This window comes from Roseibium aggregatum, from assembly GCF_017309185.1.
Taxonomy (GTDB): Bacteria; Pseudomonadota; Alphaproteobacteria; order Rhizobiales; family Stappiaceae; genus Roseibium; species Roseibium aggregatum_B.
Map to the genome: position 1 here is coordinate 49,363 of NZ_JAEKJZ010000009.1, position 25,861 is coordinate 75,223.

The following is a 25,861-nucleotide window of genomic DNA, read 5'->3' on the forward strand; positions in this document are numbered from 1 at the left end:
GAGGTTAGCCGACCGCCGCCCAGCCGCCCTTTTCCGCCGAGGCGAACAGCGCGTCGAGAATTTTCATGTTCTGGACCGCATCCTCCGCGCCGTAGGGCAAAGGTGCTTCGCCCGTCACCGCCCGACCGAAGACGTCGATCAGCTCGGCGTACTGGTCGCAGGGCGCAATCGTTTCGGTCTGTATCGCCCCGTCGCCCAGCACCGAACCGTCGTCGGTGCGGATCTCGACCGCCTCGCCTTGCGGCGCGTTGACCGGAATGACGATTTCCAGCCGCTGTTTCGTGCCGACGAGGTTGAACCGCTGGTAGGGCGTCAACTGGGTGGAAACGACGAAATTCAAATGCCGGCCCTGACCGAAATCCAGGATCGCGCTGGTCATCCGGTCGGTGCCGAAAGAAGGATCCTTGTCGATCAGGGACACCACACGTTCCGGCTCGGCGTCGAAGAAATAGCGGCCCGACAGCATGGTGTAACAGCCGATGTCGTAGAGCGCGCCACCGCCGATGCCGGCCATGTTGCGGATGTTTTCAGGATCGTCGTTGAAATAGCTGAAGAAGCACTGGATCGCCTTCAACTCGCCGAGCGCGCCCGAGCGCACGATCTCGCGGGCGCGGATCCATTGCGGATGAGCACGCACCATGAAGCCCTCCGCGACAAGCCGGCCCTTCGGCAGCGCGAGCAGTTGCTCCGCTTCCCCCGCGCTCAGCGCGATGGGCTTTTCGCAAAGCACATGCTTGCCGGCCTCAACCGCCTGGATCGTCACCGGCACATGCAGGTGGTTCGGCAGCGGATTGTAAATCGCGTCGATCTCCGGATCGGCGAGCAGATCCTCATAGGACCCGTAAGCCTTTTCGATGCCGAGCGAGGCCGCGGCCGCTTCGGCCTTGTCCTGCCCTCTTGAGGCAATCGCTGCGGCGACGCCGGTCTTCGAGCGCTGAATGCCCGGAATGACCTTTTCGAGCCCGATCTTCGCGGTCGAGACAATCCCCCAGCGAACTTCTTTCCCAGTCATCCGGCCAACCCTTCCATCATTGAGGTGCGCTCCTCAGATGGCACGAAAAACAGACCTGCCGCAAGAGCGATAGGGAAAGACAAGCGCTCGAACCCGTCACCTTGTGGCACGACAGACTTCCGGCGCGGTCTCGGGTTTCGTCACGATCGAGCCCATCCGCATACTGATCAGAACCTCGGAAAAATCGAAGTTCGCCTCACGTTCAAAGAGGTTTACGATCTTTCCGGGCACGGGACCGGTCCGGCTGTTTTCGCTGAAGGGGACAGGGAAAATGAAAGAGGAAACACCCATATCCGAAATAACGGATACATTTCTGGACTGGTATATCGAAAACCGGCACAAGCCGGATCTGGCCGAATTGAACGACTACCTGCTGAACGCCGCCCTGTCGGCGCGCGGTTACAACAATGTCGAGAGCGGCGAGACGTTTTTCATCCGGGAAATCCTGGCCCCGTCAGCGCCGAAGCTCTGCCTGGATATCGGCGCGAATGTCGGCCGGTACAGTCTTGACCTGCTGCAGTCCACCTCGACTCAAGTCATCGCGTTCGAGCCGCTGGCTTCGTCTCACAGGGAGCTGGTACAAAACACCTTCGCTTACCGGGAGAGGGTTTTCTGCGAGAACAAGGGCATTGGCAACGTGAATGGCGAACTCACGCTCCACTTCGACGCGTCCGCCTCCGTCCTCGCCTCCTTCTCCGAGGAGGTAAAGAAGGTGAGTTACGTCGGCAACGAGGAACAGGCGACTGCTGAGGTCGTCACGCTGGATTCCTACTGCAGCGCCAACCGGATCACGGACATCGACCTGATAAAGATCGACACGGAAGGTTTCGAAACCGAGGTGTTCGAAGGGGGCCGGCAGGTGTTTTCCGAGATCAGACCGAAGTTCGTTCAGATGGAATTCAACTGGCACCAGATGTTCCGCAGCAAGACGCTGAACGACTTCGCCGAAAAGCTTCCGGACTACGACGTCTATCAGCTGCTTCCCGATGGATGGGCGCAACGGGACCCGAGAGATCCCCTGTCGAATCTCTACCAGTTCTCGAATTTCGTATTCGTCCTGGGAAACTGAACAGCGGATCCACCGGGTCTCGCGTGGTTGAACGAGACAGGAGGGCGTGGATTTCGGACCCGCCCCCGCTTCCAACTCAGCTCGAAGACTTGTCGCCGGTTTTCCAGGTCGCGGCGCCGTTGCTCACTTCGAGGCGGTTGCCATCACGCTCGAACGTGAAAATCTCACCACGGTAACCAGGCAAAGAGAAACTGACCGCGTCGCCCTCTTGAAGAGCCATGACCAGTTTATGCGGCTGCTCGGGAGCGTCCTTGCCCACGTAGACGGCGGTGACTTCAAATGCGTTGTCCTCGGTCAGACTGTAGTGGACCGACATATCCGCTTGCGTACCGACGAGCGTCGCGCCGCTGAGCGGTTTTTGAAGATGGACACTGTCCGCCTGTGCCGCGAAAGGTGCGACGGCAAAGGCCAGGGCGATGGCAATGCGTTTCATTTCAGATCTCCATGCGCAACCTCCCACTGGACAGATGAACGATTTCGAGGAAAACTCAAATCGATGAAAACTATAGCTAGAATAACCTGAATGGATTTAAGCGGACGAGATCTCGGTTTGCTGGCATCCCTCGACGTCCTGCTCACCGAACGCAGCGTCACCGGCGCCGCAAAAAGACTGGGCATCAGCCAACCCGCGATGTCGGCGCAACTCGCCCGTTTGCGCGAATTGTTCGGCGACGAGCTTCTGGTCGGAAATGCCCATGGCATGACGCCAACACTCCGGGCACAGGACCTGCATCTGCCTCTCAGGACCGCGCTGGAGGATCTGCGGGCGGTCGTATCGTCGGCGGCCGCCTTCAACCCGGAAACGGACAAGAGGCACTTCAGGATTGCCGGAACCGACCTGTCACATGCGGTTCTTATGCCGACGCTCGCGCCCTATCTGGCCAGTCACGCACCGGGCGTCACGCTGGAGGCGGTTCCCCTCGCCGTGGGACAACTGGCCGACAGAATGGAGCGCGGAGACATCGACTTCGCGATCAGCAGCGGTGACAACACCCCACAGGACTTTCCGGCCCGGAAACTGATGGACGAAAACTTTACCGCTGTCTGGCGAAGGGGGCATCCGGTCATCGGCGAGACGCTCACACTCGATCAGTTCTGTGCGTGCAAACATGTCGTCGCAATCGTCGAGGGCAGCGGCCCGCTGGACCGCGTGGACGAAATTCTCCGGCTCGAAAACCGCTCCCGGTCGATTGGAACCTACGTTCCCAACTTTCTGCTCATCCTACCGATCGTCGTCGCGACCGACATGATCGCCGTCGTGCCCGACTGGCTCGTCATCGGCGGTTCCGAACGCGTGCGCACCGGACCTCTGCCGATTCAGATCCCCGGCTTTTCGGTCTATCTGAGTTGGCACCGCCGTCTTCAGAACGACGTTGCCAGCAAGTGGCTCAGAACGTTGATCGTCAAGATAGCCTCCGCCGCCACGGCGCTGAACCGCAACAACATCGGCAACTCGCAGGACCGGCCTTGAGCTCCGCAGATTCCGTTCCTTGCGGTGAAGCAAAAAACCCCGGCCGGATGGCCGGGGTCATGTCTTGCCGATCAGGCATTCCTGGGACGATCAGTATTTCTGCGGCACGTAGAGATGCTCGGGCAGAACCTTGCGCTCGTAGTCGGAATTGTAGCGGCGTTCCGGCAGTTCGATCGGATCGTGCGGGATTTCCTCGTAAGGCAACATCGACAGGAGATGGCTGATGCAGTTCAGGCGCGCCTGCTTCTTGTCGTTCCCTTCCACGATGAACCACGGCGCCTCGGGAATATTGGTGCGCTCGAAGGTATCTTCCTTGGCCTTGGTGTAGTTTTCCCAGCGCACCCGGGACTCCAGGTCCATCGGCGACAGTTTCCACTGTTTCAGCGGATCGTGAATGCGCATCAGGAAGCGGAGCTGCTGCTCCTCGTCGGTGATGGAGAACCAGTATTTGATCAGCCTGACACCGGAGCGCACGATCATGCGCTCGAACTCCGGCACGTCGTTGAAGAACTGCTCGACCTGGTCGTCTGACGCGAACCCCATGACCCGCTCGACACCGGAGCGGTTGTACCAGGACCGGTCGAACAGCACGATCTCTCCGGCGGCCGGCAGATGCGGCACATAGCGTTGGAAGTACCACTGGGTCTTTTCGCGCTCTGTCGGAGCCGGCAGAGCGACCACGCGGCAGACACGCGGGTTGAGACGCTGGGTGATGCGCTTGATGACGCCGCCCTTGCCGGCGGCATCGCGGCCTTCGAAGACCACGACGATCTTCTCGCCGGTGTGTTGGACCCAGTCCTGCAGCTTCACCAGCTCGGACTGCAGGCGCAACAATTCGTGGAAGTAAGTGTTCCGGTCGATCGATGACTTGTGTTTTTTGTCCGATATGAAGGCCAGGTCCTTGGCGATCAGATTGTCGTCGATCTCCATTTCCAGCTCTTCGTCGAGGCTGTCCGCCCATTCCGCCTCAACCCAGGTCTTCGCGCTTTCTTCGGTCATCAAACGGTCCTTTTGAAAATTCGTGAGACGCAACGTCCATGACGATGACTGTGAACAGCCTATCCATGTAACTTTTTTGACAGTCCGTCCAGTTCAAGAGGCCAAATTCAGGTCAGGACGGATTTCGTGACAAAACCGCTTGTAAATGAATGAACGTTCATTTATTTCTTGTGTCGGGAGGACACGATGGCACTTGACGCCACACCGGCGCAAAGCCGGACCAAAGGCCGGGAAACCGCCGAAAGGGTCCGCAAGGCAGCGCTCAAACTCTTTGCGGAGGCAGGCTATGCCGCTGTCTCCATGCGCGAGATCGCGTCCGCCGTCGGCGTTCAGCCCGGCGCGCTCTACAACCACTTCCCCACCAAACAGGACATCCTGAAGGACCTGATGCTCTCCCATATGGCGGCTCTGCTGGCGGCCTGGGAGAACGCCGGTTTCCCGAGCGCTATGGATCCGCTGGAGCGCTTCGTGCGGTTTCACATCCGCTATCACCTGCAACGCGCAGACGAAGTCTTCATCGCCTATATGGAACTGCGCAATCTGGACCCGGAGAATTTCGCGGCCGTCGAGGCCCAGCGCAACCGCTATGAAGCCATCCTGACAAGCATCCTCGAGGAAGGGTCGACCGCGGGACGCTATGCCGTCGACAACCCCCGGGTCGCGACCCGGGCGATCATCGCCATGCTGACCGGCCTTCCCACCTGGTACCGCGAAGGTGGCCGCCTGACCGGGGACGAGATCGAAACGCTTTACCTGACCATGGTGCGCAAGGCTGTCGCGCCGGTCGATACTCAATCCCAAAGGGAGACCGGATGACATGAGCATCCTGAAATCGAGCCTGTCGCCGAAGAGCGCTCAGTTCGCCACAAACAAGGCAGCCCACGAAGCCGCCATGGACTCAGTAAGGGGCGCGGCGCAGACCGCCCTGGACGGAGGCGGTGAATCCGCCCGCCAGCGGCACGTCTCCAGGGGCAAGATCCTGCCGCGCGAACGGGTGTCGCGCCTGCTCGATCCGGGCTCTCCGTTTCTGGAGGTCGGCATGCTCGCCGCCCACGGCCTTTACGAGGGCGCAGCGCCTTCTGCCGGCATGATCGCCGGGATCGGCCGGGTCGAAGGCCAGGAGGTTATGATCCTCGCCAACGATGCGACGGTGAAGGGCGGCACCTATTATCCGATGTCGGTGAAGAAACACCTGCGCGCCCAGGAGATCGCGGAACAGAACAACCTGCCCTGCATCTATCTGGTCGACTCCGGCGGCGCCAACCTGCCCAATCAGGACGAGGTCTTTCCGGACCGGGACCATTTCGGCCGGATCTTCTTCAACCAGGCCAACATGTCGGCCAGGGGCATCGCCCAGATCGCCGTGGTGATGGGATCGTGCACCGCGGGCGGTGCTTACGTACCGGCCATGTCGGACGAGACCATCATCGTCAAGAACCAGGGCACGATCTTTCTGGCCGGCCCGCCGCTGGTCAAGGCGGCAACCGGCGAGGAAGTCACCGCGGAAGACCTCGGCGGCGGCGACGTGCACACGCGGCTTTCCGGCGTCGCCGATCATCTCGCCCGGGACGACGCCCATGCGCTGGCCCTTGCCCGCCGCTCCATCGCCAGCCTGAACCGCATCAAGACGCCGGACGTCGCCCTGCAAAGCCCGGAGGAGCCGCTCTACGACCCGGACGAGATCCTCGGCGTCGTGCCGGCCGACCTGAAGACCCCTTACGACATCCGCGAAGTCATCGCCCGTGTCGTGGACGGGTCGCGCTTCGACGAATTCAAGGCCCGTTACGGCACGACCCTTGTCTGCGGCTTCGCCCATATTCACGGAATGCCGGTAGGCATCATCGCCAACAACGGCGTTCTCTTTTCCGAGAGCGCGGTCAAGGGCGCCCATTTCGTCGAACTCTCCTCCCAGCGCAAGGTGCCGCTGGTGTTCCTGCAGAACATCACCGGCTTCATGGTCGGCCGCAAATACGAAAGCGGCGGCATCGCCAAGGACGGCGCCAAGCTGGTGACGGCGGTCGCCACCACATCCGTTCCGAAAATCACCATGCTGGTCGGCGGCTCCTTCGGCGCGGGCAATTACGGCATGTGCGGACGCGCCTACTCGCCCCGCTTCCTCTGGACCTGGCCGAATTCGCGCATCTCCGTGATGGGGGGCGAACAGGCCGCCGGCGTGCTCGCCACCGTCCGCCGCGACGGCATCCAGCGCAAGGGCGGAACCTGGTCGGCGGAAGAAGAACAGGCTTTCAAAAAGCCGATCGTCGATCAGTTCGAGGAACAGGGCCATCCGCTCTACGCCACGGCGCGGCTCTGGGACGACGGCATCGTCGACCCGCGCAAGACCCGCGACATTCTGGGACTGTCGCTCTCGGCCGCGCTCAACGCCCCGATCGAGGACACCCGCTTCGGCCTGTTCAGGATGTAAGCCATGGCCCGGATCGAGACACTTGTCGCGGACATCACGACGCTTGACGTCGACGCCATCGTCAACGCCGCCAATTCCACGCTCCTCGGCGGCGGCGGGGTCGACGGCGCAATCCACCGGGCCGCCGGGCCGGAGCTTCTCGCGGAATGCCGCACGCTCGGTGGTTGCGAAACCGGGCAGGCAAAGATCACCGGCGGGTACCGACTGCTCGCGAGACACGTCATTCACACGGTCGGCCCGGTCTGGCTTGGCGGAAACCGTCGCGAGCCGGAGCTTCTCACCTCCTGTTACGAGACCAGCCTCCGCCTCGGCGCGGAACACGGCTGCAAGACCATGGCCTTTCCGGCCATCTCTACCGGGGTCTACGGCTATCCTGCCGATCTGGCCGCGTCCGTGGCCGTCAAAACCCTGACCCGCGTTCTGGCGGATCTGACAGACATTCAGACGGTGACCCTGGTCGCCTTCGACGAAGGCAGCCATTCCCATCTGCTGACCGCGCTCGGGAGGGCGGAAAACTGATGTTTACGAAAATTCTCATCGCAAACCGCGGCGAAATCGCCTGCCGGGTGATCGCAACGGCCCGCAAACTCGGCATCGAGACGGTCGCCGTCTTTTCCGAGGCGGACGCGAAGGCCAAACACGTGGCCATGGCGGACGAAGCCTATCTGATTGGTGCCGCGCCGGTTGGCGAGAGCTATCTGAAGACGGACAGGATCATCGAGGTCTGCCGGAAAAGCGGCGCTCAGGCGGTTCATCCGGGCTACGGCTTTCTCTCCGAAAACCCGGCTTTCGTCGAAGCCCTGGAACAGGCCGGCATCGCCTTCATAGGCCCCAGCGCCAAATCGATCCGCGCCATGGGCCTGAAGGATGCCGCCAAGGCGCTGATGGTCGAGGCCGGCGTGCCGGTGGTACCGGGCTATCACGGCGACAATCAGGACCCGGAGTTTCTGAAATCCCAGGCCGACGAAATCGGCTACCCCGTTCTGATCAAGGCACGCGCCGGCGGCGGCGGCAAGGGCATGCGCCGGGTCGATGACCCCGGGGACTTCGCCGACGCCCTGAAAGGGGCGCAGCGCGAGGGCGAGGCGAGTTTCGGCGACGGCCGGGTACTGATCGAGAAATATCTGACCAAGCCGCGCCACATCGAGATCCAGGTCTTCGGCGACAGCCACGGCAACGCCGTGCATCTGTTCGAACGCGACTGCTCGCTGCAGCGCCGGCACCAGAAGGTCATCGAGGAAGCCCCCGCCCCCGGCATGCCGGAAGACATGCGCAGGGCCATGGGCGAGGCCGCGGTGAAGGCGGCGAAAGCCATCGACTATTCCGGCGCGGGCACGATCGAGTTCATCGCCGATGTCTCGGAAGGCCTCAAGGCCGACCGCTTCTATTTCATGGAAATGAACACCCGCCTGCAGGTGGAACACCCCGTGACCGAAATGATCACCGGCGAGGACCTGGTCGAGTGGCAGCTTCATGTCGCTGCCGGCGGCGCGCTGCCGAAGACCCAGGAGGAGTTATCCTTCAACGGCTGGGCTTTCGAGGCCCGGCTCTACGCCGAGGATGCGCCGAAAGGCTTCCTGCCGGCCATCGGCACGCTGGAGCATCTCTCGCTTCCTGAAACAAGCGCCAGGATCGACAGCGGGGTCCGCGCGGGCGACGCGATCACCCCCTATTACGACCCGATGATCGCCAAGATCATCGTGCACGGCCCGACCCGCCAGGCTGCCCTCGGCAAGCTGCTGGCGAGCCTGGAAGCGACCGAGGTCGCCGGCTGCGTCACCAACGTCGGCTTTCTGGCAGCGCTCTGCCGCCACGACGGGTTTTCGCAAGGGGATGTAGACACCGGACTGATCGACCGTGACCTTGAAACCCTGATCGCGCAACCGGCGATGCCCGGCGACGCGATCGCGCTCGCGGCACTGAAGGCGCTCGGCCTGACGAAGCCCGCAACGGGCGCCGATCCCTACGACACGCTGGCCGGCTGGCGATTGTGGAGCGCCTCCCGGCAGTTCGCCCTCCTGGAAATCGGCGGCGAAAGGCGGGATGTGGAGGTCCATGCTCTCGGTCACCAGCACTTCGCGGTTCATCTGGAAGACGGCGTCAGGGACTACGCCCTGGTGCGGGTCGAAGGATCCGGGATCACTTTCGAGACCGATGGACGCCGCGCCCATGGCGTCGTCGTGGAGGCGAATGGCGGACTGACGGTTTTCCTCAACGGCAACGCCTTCACTTTCGGCCTGACCGATACCTTGAGCGCGGATGACGACGCGGCCGGCGCCGGCGACCAGCTCATCGCGCCCATGCCTGGCCTGGTCAAGGTTCTGAACGCCTCGGCGGGCGACACCGTGATCAAGGACCAGCCCCTGATCATCCTGGAAGCCATGAAGATGGAGCACACGCTGAAGGCCCCGCGCGACGGCGTCATCGGCGAGGTTCTCGTCTCCGAGGGCGAACAGGTCACCGACGGCACCGTGCTTCTGGCCCTTGCGGAGGAGCAGGACGATGCTGCCTGAAGCCTCGAGTTACGAGGAGCTCGCCGGGAAATTCACGTGGAGCCTACCGGAGCGGTTCAATATCGGAACGGCGATCTGCGACGACTGGGCCGCGCGTGAACCCGATCGAGAAGCTCTGATCTACGCGGAGGAAGACGGTGACACCCTCGCCTACACTTATGGCGACCTGAAACGGCTCTCCGGCCAGCTCGCCAATCTTCTCACGGCGCGCGGCGTTCAGCCCGGGGACCGGATCGGCGTGCTCCTGCCGCAACGCCCGGAAACCGCCTTCGCCCATATCGCGGCGCTGAAGCTTGGCGCGATCACCATTCCGCTGTTCACGCTCTTCGGCGAGGAGGCGCTGGAATACCGCCTGCACAATTCCGGCGCCAAAGCCGTCGTCACCGACTCCAGCGGAGCCGCGAAACTGGAGAAAATCCGCGACAAGCTGCCCGAGCTGACCACCGTCTTCTGCGTTGACGGCGACAGACCGGGCGCGGAGGATCTCAACCGGCATATGGCAGGTCACCAGGCCGACTTTCAGCCCTTCGACACGGCCGCCGACGATCCGGCCATCATTATCTACACCTCCGGCACCACCGGGCAGCCCAAGGGCGCGCTTCACGGCCACCGGGTGCTTTTGGGCCATCTGCCCGGGGTCGAGATGAGCCATGATTTCCTCGGCCAGCCCGGCGACCGGATCTGGACGCCCGCCGACTGGGCGTGGATCGGCGGCCTCCTCGATGTGCTCATGCCCGCGCTCTATCTCGGCGTTCCCGTGGTCGCCTGCCGCTTCAAGAAATTCACCGCCGAAGCGGCGTTCCAGCTCCTGCAGGACCAGAAGATCCGCAACAGCTTCCTGCCGCCGACCGCCCTGAAGATGATGCGGCAGGTGGAAGACCCCGAAAAACGCTGGACCCTGAACCTGCGCTCGGTCGCTTCCGGCGGCGAAACGCTGGGCGCGGAGCTGATCGACTGGGGCCGCAGGACCTTCGGCCTGACGATCAACGAATTCTACGGCCAGACCGAGTGCAACATGATCGTCTCCAGCTGTTCGCGGATCATGGAGGCCCGGCCGGGCATCATGGGCCGCGCGGCGGTGGGACACGACGTGCGCATCGTCGACGACAGCGGAATGGAACTTCCGGCGGACACGCTCGGCAACATCGCCGTCCGGCGCCCGGACCCGGTGATGTTTCTCGGCTACTGGAACAACAGCGAAGCGACGGAAAAGAAATTCGCCGGCGACTGGCTGCTCACCGGCGACACCGGGATCTGCAGCGAGGACGGCTGGCTACGTTTCGTCGGCCGAGACGACGACGTCATCACCTCCTCCGGCTACCGCATCGGCCCGGGCGAGATCGAGGATTGCCTGATCAAGCATCCCGCGGTCGCCATGGCGGGCGTGGTCGGCAAGCCCGACGAACAGCGCACGGAGATCGTCAAGGCCTATGTGGTGCTGAAGGCGGGGGCTGAGCCAACGAAGGAACTGGCCAAAGAAATCGCAGACTTCGTCAAGATCCGACTCGCGGCCCACGAGTACCCCCGTGAGATCGATTTCGTCGACGCCCTGCCGCTGACCACGACCGGCAAGGTGATCCGACGCGAACTGCGCGCGAAATCGGAACGGGAGGAGTGAGTCCTGTGCCTGAAACAAACGCATTCCCTGGTCTTTGTCGTCCCTGCGAAGTCAGGGATCCAGTAGCCGCACAGGCTCGGGATCGAACGCCGGACCTGCGGCGTACCGGATCCCGGCTCGGGTGCGCTTGGCCGGGATGACAAATTTCTGCTAGGCGTTCTCGCACCGGCCTTTCCAAACACCTCAACGAGTAAATTCCCATGTCCGACTTCGTAACCATCTTTGAAATGGGGCCCCGCGACGGCCTGCAGAACGAGAAGCAGTTCGTGCCGACGGAACGGAAGATCGAGCTGGTCGACAAACTGTCGGCCTGCGGCTTCCGCAAGATCGAGACCACCAGCTTCGTCAGTCCGAAATGGGTACCGCAGATGGCGGACGCCCAGGAGGTGATGGAAGGGATCTACCGGCATCCGGCGGTGGTCTACTCGGTGCTGACGCCGAACGTGAAGGGCTACACGGCCGCCCGCCGGGCGTCCGCAGACGAGGTCGCCATCTTCGGCTCGGCATCGGAAGGCTTTTCGAAAAAAAACATCAACTGCTCGATTGCCGAGAGCATCGAGCGGTTCAAGCCGCTTCTGGAAAAGGCCCGAGACGATGAGATGCCCGTGCGCGGCTATGTCTCCTGCGTCACGGATTGCCCCTACGACGGCCCGACACCGCCGGAAAAAGTGGCGGAGGTCGCGAAAATGCTCTTCGACCTGGGCTGCTACGAAATCTCCCTGGGTGACACGATCGGCGCGGGAACGCCGGAGACCATCGCCGCCATGCTCGATGCCGTTATCGGCGCCGTTCCCGCGGACAAGCTTGCCGGCCACTACCATGACACCAAGGGCCGCGCGCTCGACAACATCGAAGTGAGCCTCGAGAAAGGCCTGCGCACCTTCGACAGCGCCATCGGCGGCCTCGGCGGCTGTCCCTACGCCCCCGGCGCCAAGGGCAATGTCGCCACCGAAGCGGTCGTCGATCTCATGAACCGGCTGGGGTACGAGACGGGTATCAAGGCCGACGCCCTGGCCGAAGTCGCCGCCTTCGCCAAGACGCTCAGGAGTGTTGCGGAATGACGTTTCAGACCATTGCCCTTGACACCGATGCGCGCGGGGTCGCGACCCTCACCCTGGATCGTCCGGACAAGCACAATTCCCTGTCCGCCGCCATGATCGACGAACTGACGGCCGCCGCGACGCAACTCGCCTCCGACGACGCCGTCCGGGTGGTGGTCCTGACCGGCGCCGGGGAAAGTTTCTGCGCCGGCGGCGATCTCGGCTGGATGCGCGAACAGTTTCATGCCGACCGGGAAACCCGCATGGCGGAAGCCCGCAAGCTCGCCTCAATGCTGAAAAGCCTTAACGAGCTGCCGAAACCCCTGATCGGCCGGGTCCAGGGCCAGGCCTTCGGCGGCGGCATCGGCATGATGAGCGTCTGCGATACGGTGATTGCCCTCGACAGCGCCAAATTCGGTCTGACAGAAGTCCGCCTCGGGCTGATCCCGGCCACCATCAGCCCCTACGTGCTGGCCCGCATGGGGGAAGGCAAGGCCCGCCGGGTGTTCATGTCCGCGCGTGTCTTCGGCGCCGACGAGGCCAGGGACCTCGATCTGGTTGCAAAGGTCGCCCCCGAGACGGAGCTTGACGAGGCGGTCGAGAAGGAAATCAGGCCTTACCTCTCCGCCGCACCCGCCGCCGTTGCCGCTTCCAAGGCATTGGCGAGAGCCCTGGGGCCCACTATCTCGGCGGACGTCATCGAGGACACGATTCGCCGTCTCGCGGATACCTGGGAAACCCCGGAAGCCAACGAGGGCATTGCGGCGTTTTTCGAAAAACGCAAGCCGAACTGGGTGAGCGCTTGAAGCTTCGTGGTCGAAATCAACCGCACCTCTGAGCCGAAACCTGCCATAAAACGGCTTGAGGCGCGTCCGGTTACCCGCTGGACTGCCGCCGCGCGTGTTCGATCAGCGCGGCGATGCGGGCGACCTGCACCTGTTCGACCTCCTGCTCCGGCTCGGCATCCGCGCCGTAAAGACGTTCCCGGCGCTTGCGGATCTTCTTGCGCTGCCCCTCGCTGATACCGTCGGGCAGCTCGATCCCGGCCCGGTCCATGTCCACGAGAATGCGCTGCAGGTCGGGAACGAGTTCCGAGGAAATCGTGAAACTCGCGCTGTCCTTGCGCTTGAACACGATCGTCTTGGTGCTTTGGGCGCCGTTCAGAAGAACCGCCTTGCGCGGTCCGGCCGAACCGATGGTCGACTGGAACCAGGCCACCCATCCGGCGGCTTCCCAGACGAGAACCTCGACCTTTTTCAGCTCCTCATACATCACCCGGACCCGAAGGCCGAACTGGGTGAACTCGAAGCCATTGCTGAAAAACCGAACCCAGGACGTTTCCAGCCGAACCGCGACGGTGAAGCAGACGATCGACGCGGACGCCGGAACCAGGGCGAAAAACGCCAGCAACGCGCTTGGGCCCGTTGTCGCGCCCATGCCGATAAAGGCCAGCGAAAACAGGACGACGCCAAGCACGAAGCCGATCGCGTCGAAAACGACAACCGGAGGATTGGCCACCGGCCTGACCGCGCCGGAGGGCGCCTGGGGCCTTGGCAGCGCCGCGTAGATGCCACCCGCCGCCACAAGGCACAGCAGACTGCTCAAGAGAGACATGAAAAAATAGCCGCCGACGATGCCCAGGACACAAAGGGTCAGGGGGACGAGGCGGCGCAGAAATTCAAGCTTGGCCGATTTGCCCAAAACGCTCTCCACGCCTTCAAACAGGTGAACCGTTACTTAAAAACTCGGGAGACTGACTGATTCTCCCATTGAATCAACTGAAGGCACCGAAATCAAGCGAAGGCGAAAACTATCCAAAATCAATGTAACCGGAAGGCGAAGCCTTTCCTCCGATAATTTCGGAAAATTTTAAGCAAAGCCCGCTTCCAAAACGCTCTAAGGTCGAAGAGTGTTCAATTGGAAAAGTTTGCAGGAACGCAGGCCGATTGATGCTCACGGCCACCGGTGACGGTTAGGCCACTTGTTTTTCGAGACCTGCCTGCTTACAGCGCGCGCACGATCCGCGCTATGTTTTCATCTTTTGCATCAGAAGCTTGAATATTTCGATGGGAGGATAAGGATACTCAACGGTATTGCTGATCCCCGCATCCTTTATACATTCCCTTTGTTCTTGCGAGAGGTTCGACGGAGCCAGAAGAACCGATATACCTTTCCAGTCTTTGCCTATGCCTTCGGTGACGTACTTTAGGTAATAGTGGACGATCTTGCTGTAGACGATAAAAAGGATATCCGAGCCTTCTACGGAGAAGCTTTTCTTTACCAACTGGTCTTCCGATATCACCGAAACAGTGCAGCCCAGCTCATTGAGCGCGGCGAGAATCGGTCGCACGGAAGCCGGGTTCTGCACGACGAACGAAACCCTGAGCTCCTCACTGGCGGAACGCTGTTTCTGGATGGCGTTGTAGATGCGTCGCAGCTTGTCTTGGTTCTGTTTCTTGACGCGCAAGACCTGACCGAGACTCGCCTCGACTGTTGCCAGAAGCAGATCGTAGTCAACAGGCTTAGTGAGATAATCGTCCACACCGAGCCGTTTGCCTTCAATAAGATCGTCCCGGGTCGCTTTGGCAGTCAGGAAAATGAACGGAACATCGTTGAGGCCAGGACGTTTCTCGCGCACATGCCTAAGAAGGCCGGGTCCGTCCAGTTTTGGCATCATCATATCACTGATGATAAGGTCCGGCTTTTCTTCTTGCAGAATTTCCAGGGCTGCCTGGCCATTCTTGGCCGTCCACACTTCATAGCCTTCGTCTTCAAGCTCCTCCTTCAAATCCTGAAGAAGCATGTCCTCGTCTTCGACGCAAAGTATTGTAGATTTTTCAGACATTTTACTTAACCTATAGCGTCAAACCGTTGCAGCTTTCAGCTTGCCTTGGCCTTTTTTCCGACGTGCCGCACGACTGAGAACAGGCAAGGAAACCGTAACGGCCGTTCCCTGACCAACTTCGCTTTCGACGTGCACCTTTCCTCCGTGTTTCTCCAGAATCATCTTTGTCATGTTGAGTCCGATTCCGGTGCCGGCGATGCCGCTCGATGTTGAAGCGCGGAAGTAACGGTTGAAAATTTTCGGGACCTCTTCAGCCGGAATGCCGACACCTTGATCACGGACGGTAATCATCGCCTGCCCGCCCGCCTCGGATCCGGTGACGTATATGGTTGTGTTCTCGGGGGAATACTTGATCGCATTCGAAATGAGGTTTGAGACGCTCTGCTCGATCAGTTTTTTATCGATCTCGATTTCCTCTGGCAGAAACGCGACGTCGATCTCGAATAGATGCGTTCTTGTTATCGCGATATAGCGATCGCAAACGGATTTCACCAGATCGCCCAAGCTGACGGGTTCCCGTTCGATCTCCATACCGACCGATTGCGATTGCGAAAAATTGAGGAACCGGTCGATCAGATACTGCATTCGTTGAACCGAGTCCCGGATGTTGCCGAGCCGCTCTGAAAGAGCTTCCGGCTTTATCCTGTCGATCTTTCTCAGAATGCGTTGTGCATTGCTGTCAATGATCGCCAGGGGAGTCCTGAATTCGTGCGACGCCATGGACACGAACTCGCGCTGCATCTCGTTCAATTCTTTTTCTTTTCTGAGATGCCGAACGAGTTCGTCCGTGTGACTCTGGAGTATGGAATGCTGCTCTTTATACTTGGTGATATCCGTATAGACGCACAGCATTCCGCCTGAATCGGTCCTGGTTCTTGTAATCTTGTACCAGATGCCGAAAGGGTATTCACGTTCGGTCCACATGGCGGAATCGGAGAGTTCGTCGAGCGTCCTGTCGGGTTCATCAGGAAAAACAGACTGCACAATCTCACTCAAGCTTGCCTTCCGGACAAGCAACGCAGGAAACTGCGGATAGATCTCGAACATCTTGTTGTTTGCCAGAACCACGCGACCATCGGGATCCGCGATCACCAGCCCGTCTTTGATGGCATTGATCGAATTCACGAGCATGTCGTGATGAACAGCAAGTTCGCGTGTCCGTTCCCCGAGAGAAGCCTCAAGCTGATCCCTGGCTTCCTTGAGCGCGATTTCCTGCTCATGCTCGACAGTAATGTCGCTGTAGATCGTTATGAAACCGCCATTTTCCATTGGCGTACCCTGAACACGTATGACAGTGCCGTCGGGACGGGTGCGCACAAAATCGTGCGGCAGGAACATTTTGGCCAGGTCAATGCGCACCTGCACCAAGTCTTCGGGATTGCCCGGACCGTAGTCACCCCGCTCGGCATTGTACCGCAGAACACCGGCGAGGCTCCTGTCTTTTTCAAGGAGCTCGACGGGAAGCGCCAGAAGGTCCATTGCGGTCCGGTTAATCATCACCAGATCGAGATTTCCGTCCATCACCGAAAAACCCTGATGCATCGATGAAGCCAAACTGTCGAGCAGGGAACTTGGATCGAAATCGCCATAAATGAAATGCTTTGACTTGTTCATCTGCCTATATTCATTTCATTCTCGTTAGTTGTATCTTTGCCGATTTCAAAATAACAAAACGTAAATTTCAAAAGATATAAAGTTTTACTATTTTATCATCGGAATAAATGCTCGCATTAATCGCGACATAATTCACCAGAATTACATTTCTTTCACGTTATTATGCGCAAGGAGGTGACAATATTACTATTGTTTAAAATTACAAAACTGCCTGACCCAAGAACATATATGAGATTCCGTCGGCAGCATTTCGCAATGCCAACGCAAAAGGTCATTCCGCAGAGGTAGAAAACCGGATTCCGCGCGACGCTCAGACGACTCACGGAAGCCTAATCGGGAAATTTTGGAGGCTGGTGCCGCTGATAGGACTCGAACCTACGACCCCATCATTACGAATGACGTGCTCTACCATCTGAGCTACAGCGGCAATCTCTGGCGGTGAACCAGGTAACGCGCTCCGGCGCGAAAGCCCGATCAGGATCGGATGCGCCGCTAATTACCGGAGCTTGGCGGCGGATGCAAGGGCCAAAGTCGCCAAGATCACATCTTCTCCGCCCGCCCGGCAGGGAGCCGCTCGCGGGCAGCGGAGCGGCTCGGTCGATCAGTTGAAGAAACGCGGCCGCGGCGACTTGGCCGTCTTGTCCTCGTCTTCCTCCTCCGGCCCGGGATCGTCCGGCATTCTGGAAAGCGGAAACTCGATCGGGCGGTTCAGATCGTCCTTTGAGGCCTCCTGAGCATGCCTGGCCTCCTCCGCGACTTCGGAGCCATTTCCCGGGGCCGCTGTCAGCGGAGCCTTTGCGGGGGCCACCGGCGGACTGTCTCCGTCGGCTTTGTCCCCCGGCTCGGAAGACGAAGCCGTGTCCGTCTCGCCGGCTTTCGCCTGACCTGTCTTTTCCGGTTCGGAGATCTTATCCGGTTCCGCCGCTTTTTCGGGCTGGACCGGCTCCTTTACAGCCGCCGGCTCGAGGGCCGTCTCTGCCGTCGGCGCCTCGGGAAGATCCTTGAGGGCCGGACTGAACTTGACGTCGTCCGTCGTGCCTTCATAGCCCTTCTTGGACGTGTCGACCGGAACGGCGGCCTCGGCTTTCCCGGCGGATTTCCGGACACCCGGCGCTGTTTCGACAACAGGTGCGTTCGGTTCTTCCGCCTTCAGCTCGACCGTTTCGGCTTCTTCGGCCTTGACCGGCCCGGATTGCCCAGCGCTTTTGGCCGGTGCGTTTTCTTCGACCGCCGGCACGACCGGGAGGGCCCGGGCTTCGAACAGGCTGTCTTCCAGCACATCGCCTTCGCCCTCGCTCAGGGTTTCCGGCGTCTCCCAGCGGAAAGCGTCCAGCTTTCCGGTCACGGGGGAAACCGGCTGCCACTCTGCCGAGACGATGCCGTCGGCGATCCAGGCCTTGTCCTGCGGGGCTTTCAGCGCGCGCGCCAGCCAGTCGCGCGCCCGGCCACGGTCGCCGTGCTCCGCTTCTTCCAGCTCGGCCATGACCAGGAAAGCCTGACGGGTCGGCTGGGATTGAAGCACTTTCTTCAGCTGCGCGCGCGCTTCCGTGTATTCGCGCGCTTCCAGCGCAGCCCTTGCAATGGCAAGCGCGCCTTCCGGCGTGTTGGCCCGCTGCGCTGACAGCGACTTGACCCGCTTCAGGCGGTCGACGGCGGAATCGCCGGTGCGGACATGGGCGTAGGTCTCCGCCAGCTCCGGATGAGGGAACAGGCGCCAGGTTGCTTCGACAACCTTCGACGCCTTGCGGACATCGCCCCGGCGGGTCGCCAGACGCGAGGCAAGAACAGCGGCGGGCACGAGGTCCAGCGCGAGGCCGTGGGCTTCCTTGGCGAGCGAATAGGCCCGGTCCGGTTCGCCGCTTTCCAGGTTTTGCGCCAGCGCCGTCAGGATCACGGCGCGTTGTCGGCGATAGGCCTTCTTGTCGAGAAGTTTCGCGGCGTAGTTGCGCTCAAGCGTCTTGAGGGCCTCCTCCCAATGGTGCGCGACGGCCTGATAGCCGAGGACAGCCTTGCCGGCCCATTCCAGACCCGGCGATGTCTTGACGGCCTCTTCCGCATAGTGGCGGGCGGCAACCGGTTCCCTGTGACGTTCGGCTTCCACGAACAGGCCGTGCAGACCGAGCGCTCTGGTCTCAGGCTCTTCCAGCATCGCCTCGAAGCGCTGGCGCGCCTCTTCGTCCTTGCCGGCGAGCTGGGCGGTTTGCGCCAGCAGAAGCTTGGCTGCCGGTTCCTCGGTGAGCAGCTTGTCCGCCTCCAGCGCGTGACGGCGCGCCAGTTTGGCATTGCCGGTGCCGAGCGCGATCAAACCGTGAGACAGCGCCGCGTAGCCCCTGTCCTTCCGGCGCCGCCTGAAGAAGCGGCTTGCGATCTGAGGCGACTTGAGGACCACCCGGACCGCCCAGACAATCCCGAGAAAGACCGCCAGAAGCGCACCGATGACCACGGCGGCCGTAACCGGCGTCTGCTCCCAGATGATGGGGGACTGCCCCGGCGTTTCGCTGTTCCAGGAGATCGAGACGGTACCCGGGAGGTCTGCCATCCAGGCAAAGCCTGCCGCAAGGCCAAACACCACCAAAAAGAAGAGAAAGACGCGGATCATCAGGCTCGCTCCCGAGGATTGCCGGAACCATCCGGCTTGGTATCGTTTTGTTCGAACGGCCGGAACTCCGGCGGCCGATTAACTGTCTTTCGCGGCAAGCTCATTGAGAACCTCCTGCGAAGCCTTGTCGGTCAGCGCATCGACTTCGACGCGCGCGCGTGCCTTGTCGGCCCAGTCCACACCGGCCGCCTTCGCCGCGTCCGGCAGCTCCGCATAGGCCGTGAGCGCGCCCTCCAGGTCACCGGTCGATACGGCACTTTCCATGCGCTGCAGCACTGCCTCCGGTCCGGAACCGTCCCCGTCATTGAGACCGCGCACCGTCACGATCGATTTTGCGCTGGCCAGAAGGCTGTCCAGCACGTCGCCGGACCGGTCCGGTTCGGCGAAGGTCTGGTACATTCCGCGTGCCACCGGCGGGAACTTTGCGATCAGCACGGAGGCCGGCTCCACGCCGGTCTTGGCGTGGCTTTCAAGCCCGGCAAGATCGATGTCGGCGGGCAACCCCGCCTTGACCGCCGCCAGCTCGGTCTCGTAGGGGCGGCCGGAGTCAACCGCGGACTTCAGCGCCGAAACGGACAGCGCCCGCGCGGCGACTTCCCGCGCGGTTGCATCGCCCATGGTCGATTCGACCTGTTCAAGCCGGGCCGACAGGGACTTCAGCTCAGCGCGAATGTCTTCGAGCGCAGCATCGTTGGCGGCCCCGACGGCCTTGATGTCCGCCGAGAGGCTGGTCAGCGTCTCGGTCGCGCGGGCCTGGCTGTCAGCCAGGGTTTTCAGGGATGTGTCGGAGGTCGAAACCGCGGTCTGGGCCGCCTTGGCGGTTGCCTCGGTGTTGTCCAGCCGGGTCTTGAGACCGCTCAGGTCCGTGGTCAGGCCGCTCAACTGCTTTTCGAGGCCGCTGACGGAGCCTGACAGCGTATCCGTTTCGGACGTCGCAGCGCTTGCTTCGCTTTCCAGCTTGGCTAGCCTGTCTTCCAGCGGCTTCAGGTTAACGGGTGCGCCGTCGCCGGAACCGCCGGTCGTGGCGGAGGCAACCGCGGAGGACAACTGGCCGCGCAGATCCTCGATATCGCTTTTCAAGGCCGAGACGTCCGGAGCGGCGTCAGCGGACGCGGCGGACTGCGCCTCCTCAAGCTTGCCTTCGAGCGAAGTGACTTTCTCTTCAAGCGCAGCCAGATCGCCGCTGTTGTTCTGCCCGGCGACCGTTGAGCCCAGGGCACCCAGCTTGCTCTCCAGATCGGCAATCTTCCGTTCCGCCGCCGACAGCGCGCTGGCAAGCTGCGGGTCGGTTTCCGCCGGCAATTTGACGAGCCCCGCCTGATACAGGCCGAAGCCGCCGCCGAGCACCAGAATGCCGCCGATCACGGCCGCGATCAGCACGCCGAACGCGCTGACCCCGCCCCGGTCTTCCGCCGCCGGGGGGCTGGAGAAAGTCGTGGAGCCAACAGGTTTCGCCGCGCTTGTGGAAGATGTTGACGACGACGGCTTGCTGCTCGTGGCGGATGCTGAACCCGCTGACGAGGTGGAGGTGGAGGACATCCCCGGGGTTGACGAAGCGTTACTCTTGCTGTCGACCGATTTGCTATCAGCCGTTTTATTTACAGAGGTTTTAGTGTCAGACGGGGAAATCTTCGGGGTCGTGGAGGAAGCTGAGGATTTCGCCGCGCCGGCACCCGTCGAGGCCGAAGCCGCGGTGCCGGCCGCCTTGCCTGATGACGCCCCTGACGTGTCCGGTTTCGTTCCGCTTGCCGAAGACGTTGACCCGGTCGAGCTTTTGTCATCCGTGGCGCTGCCCGGCTTGGCATCGACCTTTTCCGCTTTCAGATCGATGGTCACCGGCCGCTTGGAGGAGCCGGCGGTCGAGGATGACTTGCCGGTGTCCGGTTTATCCGAATCTCCGGGACCCTTGCCTCCCGCTGAGGACGATGCTCCGCCAGAAGATTTCTTGTCCGTCGCCATCTGCTCTCCTCCTGGCCCTCAAGGCCTCAAGACCTTCACTATACACGCCTCTTTGCGAAGCGGTACCGCGCGGCAGCGTCTTTTTCGCGCCGCAAAACATGGACTCCCCCGGATCGGGTTAACACTCCGCTAACACCAGATCCAGAACCGCGCTCTCGTTCGGCGTCGCCGCTATCCGCACATCCTTGAACCCGGACAGGGGCTCGGCGGCCTGACGCGAGATCGCGTAAATCGACACGCTGGAAAATATGTGTTCCAGCCGGTGACTTCTCAACAGATCGGCCAGCGTTTGCGCCGTCCGTTTCGAATATATCAGTATACCGCGATACCCGGACGTGTTGAGCCTCGCGATGAGGTCGCCGTCCAGCCCGGTTGATGGCGCCATTCTGTAAACAACCACCGTCCGGCAGGCTATCCCGCCTTTGGTCAGGATCCCTTCAAGGTCTCCGGCCCGCTCCCGCGCTGCCGGGTAAAGGACGGCTCCGGACGCAAGATCCTCCCGCCGGCTTGAAATCAGCGCGCCAAGCGCGGCCACGTCGCCTTCTCCTGTACGGACATCGGCGAACCCCGCAAGGCGGCAGGCCGACGCGGTCGCCTGTCCGACCGTGAAGACGGGCAGTCCGGCAACCTCGGGCATCTGGACATGATCCGCCACTACGGAAACCGCGCGACGGCTCGAAAAGGCAAGGGCCGCAACCCCCGTCAGATCGAAGTGCTCCGGCGCTTCGGGTAAAAAATGCAACAGAGGCGCTTCGTCGGCAATGTGACCGAATGCCCGCAACTTGTCCGCCGTGCGTTTGCAGTCGGGTTGCGGCCGTGTCACCAGGAAGCGCATGCGTCAGATGTCCGCGAAGAAATCCGGCCCGACCCTGGCTTTCAACGCTTCGCCGGCGGCGGTGCCGATCCGGATCGCGTCGGCGACCGGACCGCTTTCCTGAACGTCATGGGCTTCCGACCCATCGGGCTTCAGCACGACGCCCTTGAAATGCAGCGTGCCACCGTCAATGGTCGCAAGACCGCCGATGGGTGTCCGGCAGGAGCCATCCAGAACGGCGAGAAACGCCCGCTCCGCGTCGAGCCGGATCTGCGTTTCCTCGTCGTGGATCGCGGCGAGCAACGCCAGTGTCTTCTCTTCGGCCTCCCGGCTTTCGATACAGATTGCACCCTGCCCGACGGCCGGCAGAAAGGTCTCCGTATCCAGAAGGCAGGTGATTTCCTTGTCCTGACCGAGGCGCTTCAAGCCTGCGGCCGCCAGGAGCGTTGCGTCGACTTCACCTTCGGCAAGCTTGCGCAACCGGGTCTGCAGGTTGCCGCGATACATCACCACCTCGATGTCCGGCCGCAGTCGCTTGATCATCGCCTGACGGCGCAGGGAACTCGACCCGACCACCGCGCCCTGCGGCAGGTCGGTCAGCGTTTTCGCCTTGGGCGACAGGAAGGCGTCGCGCACATCCTCGCGTGGCAGGAAGGCGGTCAGCGCAAGTCCGTCGGGAAGAACGGTGGGCATGTCCTTGGAGGAATGAACGGCAATATCGATCCGTCCGTCCAGCAGCGCTTCTTCGATCTCCTTGGTGAAGAGCCCCTTGCCGCCCACTTCCGAAAGAGGCCTGTCCTGGATCTTGTCGCCGGACGTCTTGATGACGACGATCTCGAATGCGTCTTCGTCGAGCTTGTGAGCCGCCATCAGCCGGTCGCGCGTTTCATGGGCCTGCGCAAGCGCCAGCAGGCTGCCTCTCGTTCCGATGCGCAAAGGATTTGATTGCAAGGTTTACCGTCCAGATGCTACGCCCGGCACTCGAAACATCCGGGCATTCCGTTAGAATGTTTTCAGGTTCTCCTATCACAGGCTGCCGCTCAAACACCAATGACCTCTGTCAATTCACACCACAATGGCTCCGATCTGACGGTTTTGGGCATTGAAACGAGCTGTGACGAGACGGCGGCCTCCGTGGTTCGAGGCCCCTTCGACAGGGCAATTCTCTCCAACGTCATCCGCTCACAGATCGACGAACACACGGAGTTCGGCGGCGTCGTGCCGGAAATCGCGGCCCGTGCGCACATTGAAATCCTCGACCGGATCGTGGCGCAGGCCATGCGGGAAGCCGGCTGCGGCTGGAACGAGATCGACGCGGTCGCCGCGACCGCGGGCCCCGGTCTGATCGGCGGTGTGATCGTCGGCTTCATGACCGCAAAGGCGATTGCGATGGCCGCGAACAAGCCGATCGTCGGCGTCAACCACCTGGAAGGCCACGCCCTGACCGCGCGCCTGACCGACGACCTGGAGTTTCCGTTCCTGCTTCTGCTCGTCTCCGGCGGCCACAGCCAGTTTCTGCTTGTCAAAGGTGTTGGCGACTATGAGCGGCTCGGCACGACCATCGACGACGCGGTCGGCGAGGCCTTCGACAAGACCGCGAAACTGCTTGGACTGCCCTATCCGGGCGGACCGCATGTGGAGAAGATGGCCGCGCGTGGCGACGTGGAGCGCTTCAGACTGCCGCGCCCGCTGCTCGACCGGCCGGGCCTCGACATGTCCTTCGCCGGCCTGAAGACCGCGTTGCGCACCCAGGCGAAAAAACTCGAGCCGATCGACGAGCAGACCGTCGCCGACCTCTGCGCCGGCTTTCAGCGTTCCGTGGCCGACGTGCTCGCCACCCGGACCAAGTCCGCCCTGGAGATGTTCCGCCAACGGTATCCCGGCACCGCTCCGGTCATCGTCGTGGCGGGCGGAGTTGCCGCCAACAAGGAAATCCGTGCGAGCCTCCTCACCGCGGCGGATGACGCCGGTGCGCAATTCGTCGCACCGCCACTGAAACTTTGCACGGACAACGCGGCCATGATTGCCTGGGCCGGGATCGAGCGCCTTCAGGCCGGCCCGGTCAACGACATGTCGCTGTCGCCGCGCCCGCGCTGGCCGCTCGACGAAGCCAATGCCGGTGTTCTGGGGGCGGGCAAGAAAGGGGCGAAAGCCTGATCCAGGTGGCATTGCCGTCGCCATTCGCAGACATTTTTTCCGGCGTGGCCGAGGTCAGGGAACCGCTTCGGGGCTTTCAGGAAACGGATTTCAGTTATGCGCATCTACCACAAGGCCTATGTTTATCTCACCTGCGGACCCGACCTTCTGGTGTTTCTGGAACCGGACCATCCGAATCCGGATTTGCAGGTGCCCGGAGGCACCCTGGACCCCGGGGAGAGCTACCTTCAGGCCGCGAGGCGGGAATTTTTCGAAGAGACGGGACTTTCATTGGATATCGCGCTCGAATCGTTCGCCGACCAGGATCATATCGTGAAGGATGCTGCCGGAAGTCTCCCCGGCTTGCATCGGCGGCGGCATTTTCACGGTCGCATTCGTGAAAAGCCCGCTGCACAATGGGAACATTTCGAAACCTCGCCGAGCGCCGGCGGACCGCCCATCCGGTTCCGCCTGTTCTGGGTCGATCTGTTTTCTTCCGATGCGCCGGTCGAGACGAGGTTCTTTGAAGGTTTTGGAGCGCAGCTTGAAGCACTACGGTCGCGCATGGAAAGGCAGAACAATGGGCGCCATTAACTCGATCGGCGTCATCGGCGGCGGCGCCTGGGGCACCGCCCTGGCCCTGACGGCGGCGCGCGCCGGACGGGAGGTCCGCCTTTGGGCGCGCGATCCCGGAACCGTTTCTGAGATCCGGTCCAGACGTCAGAACCCGCGGTATCTGCCGGGAATCACCTTCGATGAGGATCTGAACCCGACAACCTCGCTTGAGGCCGCCGCCGACGCGGACGCGATCCTGCTCGTTACGCCGGCCCAGACCACGCGCGCCATGCTGGCCGCGCTTCAAAAAACCGGCAAGGTTCGCGGGCCGGTGGTGCTCTGCGCCAAGGGGCTTGAACAAACCTCCGGGAAGCTTCTGTCCAAGGTTATGGGCGAGGAACTGCCCGGGGTCGAACCCGGTGTCCTGTCCGGACCGAGTTTCGCCGATGACGTGGCAAAGGGCCTGCCAACGGCGGTGACCGTCGCGGCGAACACCGCCAAGACCGCGCTCAGTCTGTGTGAGGCCCTGCAGTCCCCCTGCTTCCGGCCCTATGCCTCCATCGACATTCTCGGAACGCAGATCGGCGGCGCCTTGAAGAATGTGCTCGCCATTGCCTGCGGCGCGGTTGTCGGCCGCAAGCTCGGCGCCAGCGCCCAGGCCGCATTGACCGCGCGCGGCTTCGCCGAACTGACCCGGCTTGGAACGGCAATGGGCGCCCAGTCGGAAACGCTCACCGGTCTGTCCGGCCTCGGCGATCTCTTTCTGACCTGCTCCTCCAGCCAGTCGCGCAATTTTTCCTTCGGATTGAGGCTCGGCGAAGGTTTCATGGGCTCCGAACTGATCGCCGCCGGCGGCAAGCTGGCCGAGGGCGCCTATTCGGCGCGGGTTGCGGTCAAACTGGCGGAAAAACACGGCATCGAGCTGCCGATCTGCGAGACGGTCGCCCGGATGATCGACGAAGACCAGACCATCGACGACGCGCTCAACACGCTGATGGCACGGCCGCTCAAGGCGGAAACGGAAAGCGTTTGAAGCCGCAACGGACGAAGTGAATTGTCATTTCGGCTCACAATATGACGCTGTCCGCAATGACCCGGTTGGAACACTTCGCGGGTTCCCCGAAATCCACCATTGAGTTTCAGGATTCTCCGCCCTAGGGTCTGCCGAGTTTTGGCAATCCTGGAACGAACA

The 25,861-nt window shown here is 61.8% G+C and carries 23 protein-coding genes and 1 tRNA gene; 13 read left to right on the forward strand and 11 right to left on the reverse strand.

The window, feature by feature from the left end:
* Positions 1-4: 4 nt before the first annotated feature.
* On the reverse strand, positions 5-1,012 hold the full coding sequence (locus JF539_RS26710; protein ID WP_207144279.1) for a Gfo/Idh/MocA family protein: 1,008 nt from the start codon (positions 1,010-1,012) through the stop codon (positions 5-7).
* 271 nt (positions 1,013-1,283) lie between these two features.
* Here JF539_RS26710 and JF539_RS26715 point away from each other — a divergent pair, with 271 nt between their 5' ends.
* Positions 1,284-2,081, forward strand: coding sequence for an FkbM family methyltransferase (locus JF539_RS26715; protein WP_207144280.1), 798 nt, complete (start codon positions 1,284-1,286; stop codon positions 2,079-2,081).
* 76 nt (positions 2,082-2,157) lie between these two features.
* On the opposite strand, the gene JF539_RS26720 is transcribed toward JF539_RS26715, so the two are convergent.
* Positions 2,158-2,514: a hypothetical protein gene (locus JF539_RS26720; RefSeq protein WP_207144281.1), complete on the reverse strand. Its 357-nt coding sequence runs from the start codon at positions 2,512-2,514 to the stop codon at positions 2,158-2,160.
* Positions 2,515-2,604: 90 nt separating this feature from the next.
* Here JF539_RS26720 and JF539_RS26725 point away from each other — a divergent pair, with 90 nt between their 5' ends.
* Positions 2,605-3,552, forward strand: coding sequence for a LysR family transcriptional regulator (locus tag JF539_RS26725; RefSeq protein ID WP_207144282.1), 948 nt, complete (start codon positions 2,605-2,607; stop codon positions 3,550-3,552).
* A 90-nt stretch (positions 3,553-3,642) separates the two neighbouring features.
* On the opposite strand, the gene ppk2 is transcribed toward JF539_RS26725, so the two are convergent.
* Positions 3,643-4,551 carry a polyphosphate kinase 2 gene (ppk2, locus tag JF539_RS26730; protein ID WP_207144283.1) on the reverse strand — a complete coding sequence of 303 codons (909 nt, stop codon included), beginning with the start codon at positions 4,549-4,551 and terminating at the stop codon, positions 3,643-3,645.
* Positions 4,552-4,737: 186 nt separating this feature from the next.
* Here ppk2 and JF539_RS26735 point away from each other — a divergent pair, with 186 nt between their 5' ends.
* The 7 genes from JF539_RS26735 to JF539_RS26765 all read left to right on the forward strand — a co-directional run bounded on the left by JF539_RS26735 (position 4,738) and on the right by JF539_RS26765 (position 12,953).
* The gene (locus JF539_RS26735) at positions 4,738-5,367 is read left to right on the forward strand and encodes a TetR/AcrR family transcriptional regulator (RefSeq protein ID WP_207144284.1); all 630 of its coding nucleotides are present in this window, start codon (positions 4,738-4,740) and stop codon (positions 5,365-5,367) included.
* A gap of 1 nt (position 5,368) precedes the next feature.
* Complete coding sequence (locus JF539_RS26740) at positions 5,369-6,976, forward strand: carboxyl transferase domain-containing protein (RefSeq protein WP_207144285.1); 1,608 nt, start codon at positions 5,369-5,371, stop codon at positions 6,974-6,976.
* A gap of 3 nt (positions 6,977-6,979) precedes the next feature.
* Positions 6,980-7,495: an O-acetyl-ADP-ribose deacetylase gene (locus tag JF539_RS26745; RefSeq protein ID WP_207144286.1), complete on the forward strand. Its 516-nt coding sequence runs from the start codon at positions 6,980-6,982 to the stop codon at positions 7,493-7,495.
* Positions 7,495-9,489, forward strand: a complete 1,995-nt coding sequence (locus JF539_RS26750; RefSeq protein ID WP_207144287.1) for an acetyl/propionyl/methylcrotonyl-CoA carboxylase subunit alpha — start codon at positions 7,495-7,497, stop codon at positions 9,487-9,489. Before JF539_RS26745 ends, JF539_RS26750 begins: the two co-directional genes overlap by 1 nt.
* The gene (locus JF539_RS26755; protein ID WP_207144288.1) at positions 9,479-11,107 is read left to right on the forward strand and encodes an acyl-CoA synthetase; all 1,629 of its coding nucleotides are present in this window, start codon (positions 9,479-9,481) and stop codon (positions 11,105-11,107) included. Before JF539_RS26750 ends, JF539_RS26755 begins: the two co-directional genes overlap by 11 nt.
* A 200-nt stretch (positions 11,108-11,307) precedes the next feature.
* Positions 11,308-12,168, forward strand: a complete 861-nt coding sequence (locus JF539_RS26760; RefSeq protein WP_207144289.1) for a hydroxymethylglutaryl-CoA lyase — start codon at positions 11,308-11,310, stop codon at positions 12,166-12,168.
* A complete protein-coding gene (locus tag JF539_RS26765) occupies positions 12,165-12,953 on the forward strand; it encodes a crotonase/enoyl-CoA hydratase family protein (protein ID WP_207144290.1) in 789 nt (262 codons plus the stop codon). Before JF539_RS26760 ends, JF539_RS26765 begins: the two co-directional genes overlap by 4 nt.
* A gap of 70 nt (positions 12,954-13,023) precedes the next feature.
* Here the strand turns inward: JF539_RS26765 and JF539_RS26770 are convergent, their stop codons facing one another.
* The 6 genes from JF539_RS26770 to JF539_RS26795 form a co-directional block, all read right to left on the reverse strand.
* Positions 13,024-13,848: a hypothetical protein gene (locus JF539_RS26770; protein WP_209017627.1), complete on the reverse strand. Its 825-nt coding sequence runs from the start codon at positions 13,846-13,848 to the stop codon at positions 13,024-13,026.
* 325 nt (positions 13,849-14,173) lie between these two features.
* A complete protein-coding gene (locus JF539_RS26775; protein ID WP_207144291.1) occupies positions 14,174-14,992 on the reverse strand; it encodes a response regulator in 819 nt (272 codons plus the stop codon).
* A gap of 18 nt (positions 14,993-15,010) precedes the next feature.
* Positions 15,011-16,606 carry a sensor histidine kinase gene (locus JF539_RS26780; RefSeq protein ID WP_207144292.1) on the reverse strand — a complete coding sequence of 532 codons (1,596 nt, stop codon included), beginning with the start codon at positions 16,604-16,606 and terminating at the stop codon, positions 15,011-15,013.
* A gap of 351 nt (positions 16,607-16,957) precedes the next feature.
* Positions 16,958-17,033: transfer RNA gene (locus JF539_RS26785), tRNA-Thr, on the reverse strand.
* A 174-nt stretch (positions 17,034-17,207) separates the two neighbouring features.
* Entirely contained in the window at positions 17,208-19,205 is a 1,998-nt protein-coding gene (locus JF539_RS26790) for a heme biosynthesis protein HemY (RefSeq protein ID WP_207144293.1), read from the reverse strand.
* 78 nt (positions 19,206-19,283) lie between these two features.
* The gene (locus tag JF539_RS26795) at positions 19,284-20,585 is read right to left on the reverse strand and encodes a COG4223 family protein (protein WP_209017628.1); all 1,302 of its coding nucleotides are present in this window, start codon (positions 20,583-20,585) and stop codon (positions 19,284-19,286) included.
* On the opposite strand from JF539_RS26795, the gene JF539_RS26800 reads away from it, so the two are divergent.
* Positions 20,557-21,297 (forward strand): hypothetical protein, encoded by a 741-nt coding sequence (locus tag JF539_RS26800; protein WP_207144294.1) that lies wholly within the window; start codon positions 20,557-20,559, stop codon positions 21,295-21,297. The genes JF539_RS26795 and JF539_RS26800 overlap by 29 nt on opposite strands.
* Here JF539_RS26800 and JF539_RS26805 read toward each other — a convergent pair.
* Together JF539_RS26805 and hemC are read right to left on the reverse strand one after the other, a co-directional pair.
* Positions 21,283-21,999: a uroporphyrinogen-III synthase gene (locus tag JF539_RS26805; protein ID WP_207144295.1), complete on the reverse strand. Its 717-nt coding sequence runs from the start codon at positions 21,997-21,999 to the stop codon at positions 21,283-21,285. The genes JF539_RS26800 and JF539_RS26805 overlap by 15 nt on opposite strands.
* 3 nt (positions 22,000-22,002) lie before the next feature.
* The gene (gene hemC / locus JF539_RS26810) at positions 22,003-22,929 is read right to left on the reverse strand and encodes a hydroxymethylbilane synthase (protein WP_207144296.1); all 927 of its coding nucleotides are present in this window, start codon (positions 22,927-22,929) and stop codon (positions 22,003-22,005) included.
* A 135-nt stretch (positions 22,930-23,064) separates the two neighbouring features.
* Here hemC and tsaD point away from each other — a divergent pair, with 135 nt between their 5' ends.
* From tsaD to JF539_RS26825, 3 genes are all read left to right on the forward strand, one after another.
* The gene (gene tsaD, locus JF539_RS26815) at positions 23,065-24,135 is read left to right on the forward strand and encodes a tRNA (adenosine(37)-N6)-threonylcarbamoyltransferase complex transferase subunit TsaD (protein ID WP_209017637.1); all 1,071 of its coding nucleotides are present in this window, start codon (positions 23,065-23,067) and stop codon (positions 24,133-24,135) included.
* A gap of 96 nt (positions 24,136-24,231) precedes the next feature.
* Positions 24,232-24,708, forward strand: coding sequence for an NUDIX hydrolase (locus tag JF539_RS26820; protein WP_207144298.1), 477 nt, complete (start codon positions 24,232-24,234; stop codon positions 24,706-24,708).
* A complete protein-coding gene (locus JF539_RS26825; protein ID WP_207144299.1) occupies positions 24,695-25,702 on the forward strand; it encodes an NAD(P)H-dependent glycerol-3-phosphate dehydrogenase in 1,008 nt (335 codons plus the stop codon). The genes JF539_RS26820 and JF539_RS26825 overlap by 14 nt, the downstream gene beginning before the upstream one ends.
* Positions 25,703-25,861 lie beyond the last annotated feature (159 nt).

What these genes read in the sequence shown, in the direction of transcription:
- JF539_RS26710 (WP_207144279.1), bottom strand. Translation starts at nt 1,012, where the DNA reads ATGACTGGGAAAGAAGTTCGCTGGGGGATTGTCTCGACCGCGAAGATC.
- JF539_RS26715 (WP_207144280.1), top strand. Translation starts at nt 1,284, where the DNA reads ATGAAAGAGGAAACACCCATATCCGAAATAACGGATACATTTCTGGAC.
- JF539_RS26720 (WP_207144281.1), bottom strand. Translation starts at nt 2,514, where the DNA reads ATGAAACGCATTGCCATCGCCCTGGCCTTTGCCGTCGCACCTTTCGCG.
- JF539_RS26725 (WP_207144282.1), top strand. Translation starts at nt 2,605, where the DNA reads ATGGATTTAAGCGGACGAGATCTCGGTTTGCTGGCATCCCTCGACGTC.
- ppk2 (WP_207144283.1), bottom strand. Translation starts at nt 4,551, where the DNA reads ATGACCGAAGAAAGCGCGAAGACCTGGGTTGAGGCGGAATGGGCGGAC.
- JF539_RS26735 (WP_207144284.1), top strand. Translation starts at nt 4,738, where the DNA reads ATGGCACTTGACGCCACACCGGCGCAAAGCCGGACCAAAGGCCGGGAA.
- JF539_RS26740 (WP_207144285.1), top strand. Translation starts at nt 5,369, where the DNA reads ATGAGCATCCTGAAATCGAGCCTGTCGCCGAAGAGCGCTCAGTTCGCC.
- JF539_RS26745 (WP_207144286.1), top strand. Translation starts at nt 6,980, where the DNA reads ATGGCCCGGATCGAGACACTTGTCGCGGACATCACGACGCTTGACGTC.
- JF539_RS26750 (WP_207144287.1), top strand. Translation starts at nt 7,495, where the DNA reads ATGTTTACGAAAATTCTCATCGCAAACCGCGGCGAAATCGCCTGCCGG.
- JF539_RS26755 (WP_207144288.1), top strand. Translation starts at nt 9,479, where the DNA reads ATGCTGCCTGAAGCCTCGAGTTACGAGGAGCTCGCCGGGAAATTCACG.
- JF539_RS26760 (WP_207144289.1), top strand. Translation starts at nt 11,308, where the DNA reads ATGTCCGACTTCGTAACCATCTTTGAAATGGGGCCCCGCGACGGCCTG.
- JF539_RS26765 (WP_207144290.1), top strand. Translation starts at nt 12,165, where the DNA reads ATGACGTTTCAGACCATTGCCCTTGACACCGATGCGCGCGGGGTCGCG.
- JF539_RS26775 (WP_207144291.1), bottom strand. Translation starts at nt 14,992, where the DNA reads ATGTCTGAAAAATCTACAATACTTTGCGTCGAAGACGAGGACATGCTT.
- JF539_RS26780 (WP_207144292.1), bottom strand. Translation starts at nt 16,606, where the DNA reads ATGAACAAGTCAAAGCATTTCATTTATGGCGATTTCGATCCAAGTTCC.
- JF539_RS26790 (WP_207144293.1), bottom strand. Translation starts at nt 19,205, where the DNA reads ATGATCCGCGTCTTTCTCTTCTTTTTGGTGGTGTTTGGCCTTGCGGCA.
- JF539_RS26800 (WP_207144294.1), top strand. Translation starts at nt 20,557, where the DNA reads ATGCCGCCGATCACGGCCGCGATCAGCACGCCGAACGCGCTGACCCCG.
- JF539_RS26805 (WP_207144295.1), bottom strand. Translation starts at nt 21,999, where the DNA reads ATGCGCTTCCTGGTGACACGGCCGCAACCCGACTGCAAACGCACGGCG.
- JF539_RS26820 (WP_207144298.1), top strand. Translation starts at nt 24,232, where the DNA reads ATGCGCATCTACCACAAGGCCTATGTTTATCTCACCTGCGGACCCGAC.
- JF539_RS26825 (WP_207144299.1), top strand. Translation starts at nt 24,695, where the DNA reads ATGGGCGCCATTAACTCGATCGGCGTCATCGGCGGCGGCGCCTGGGGC.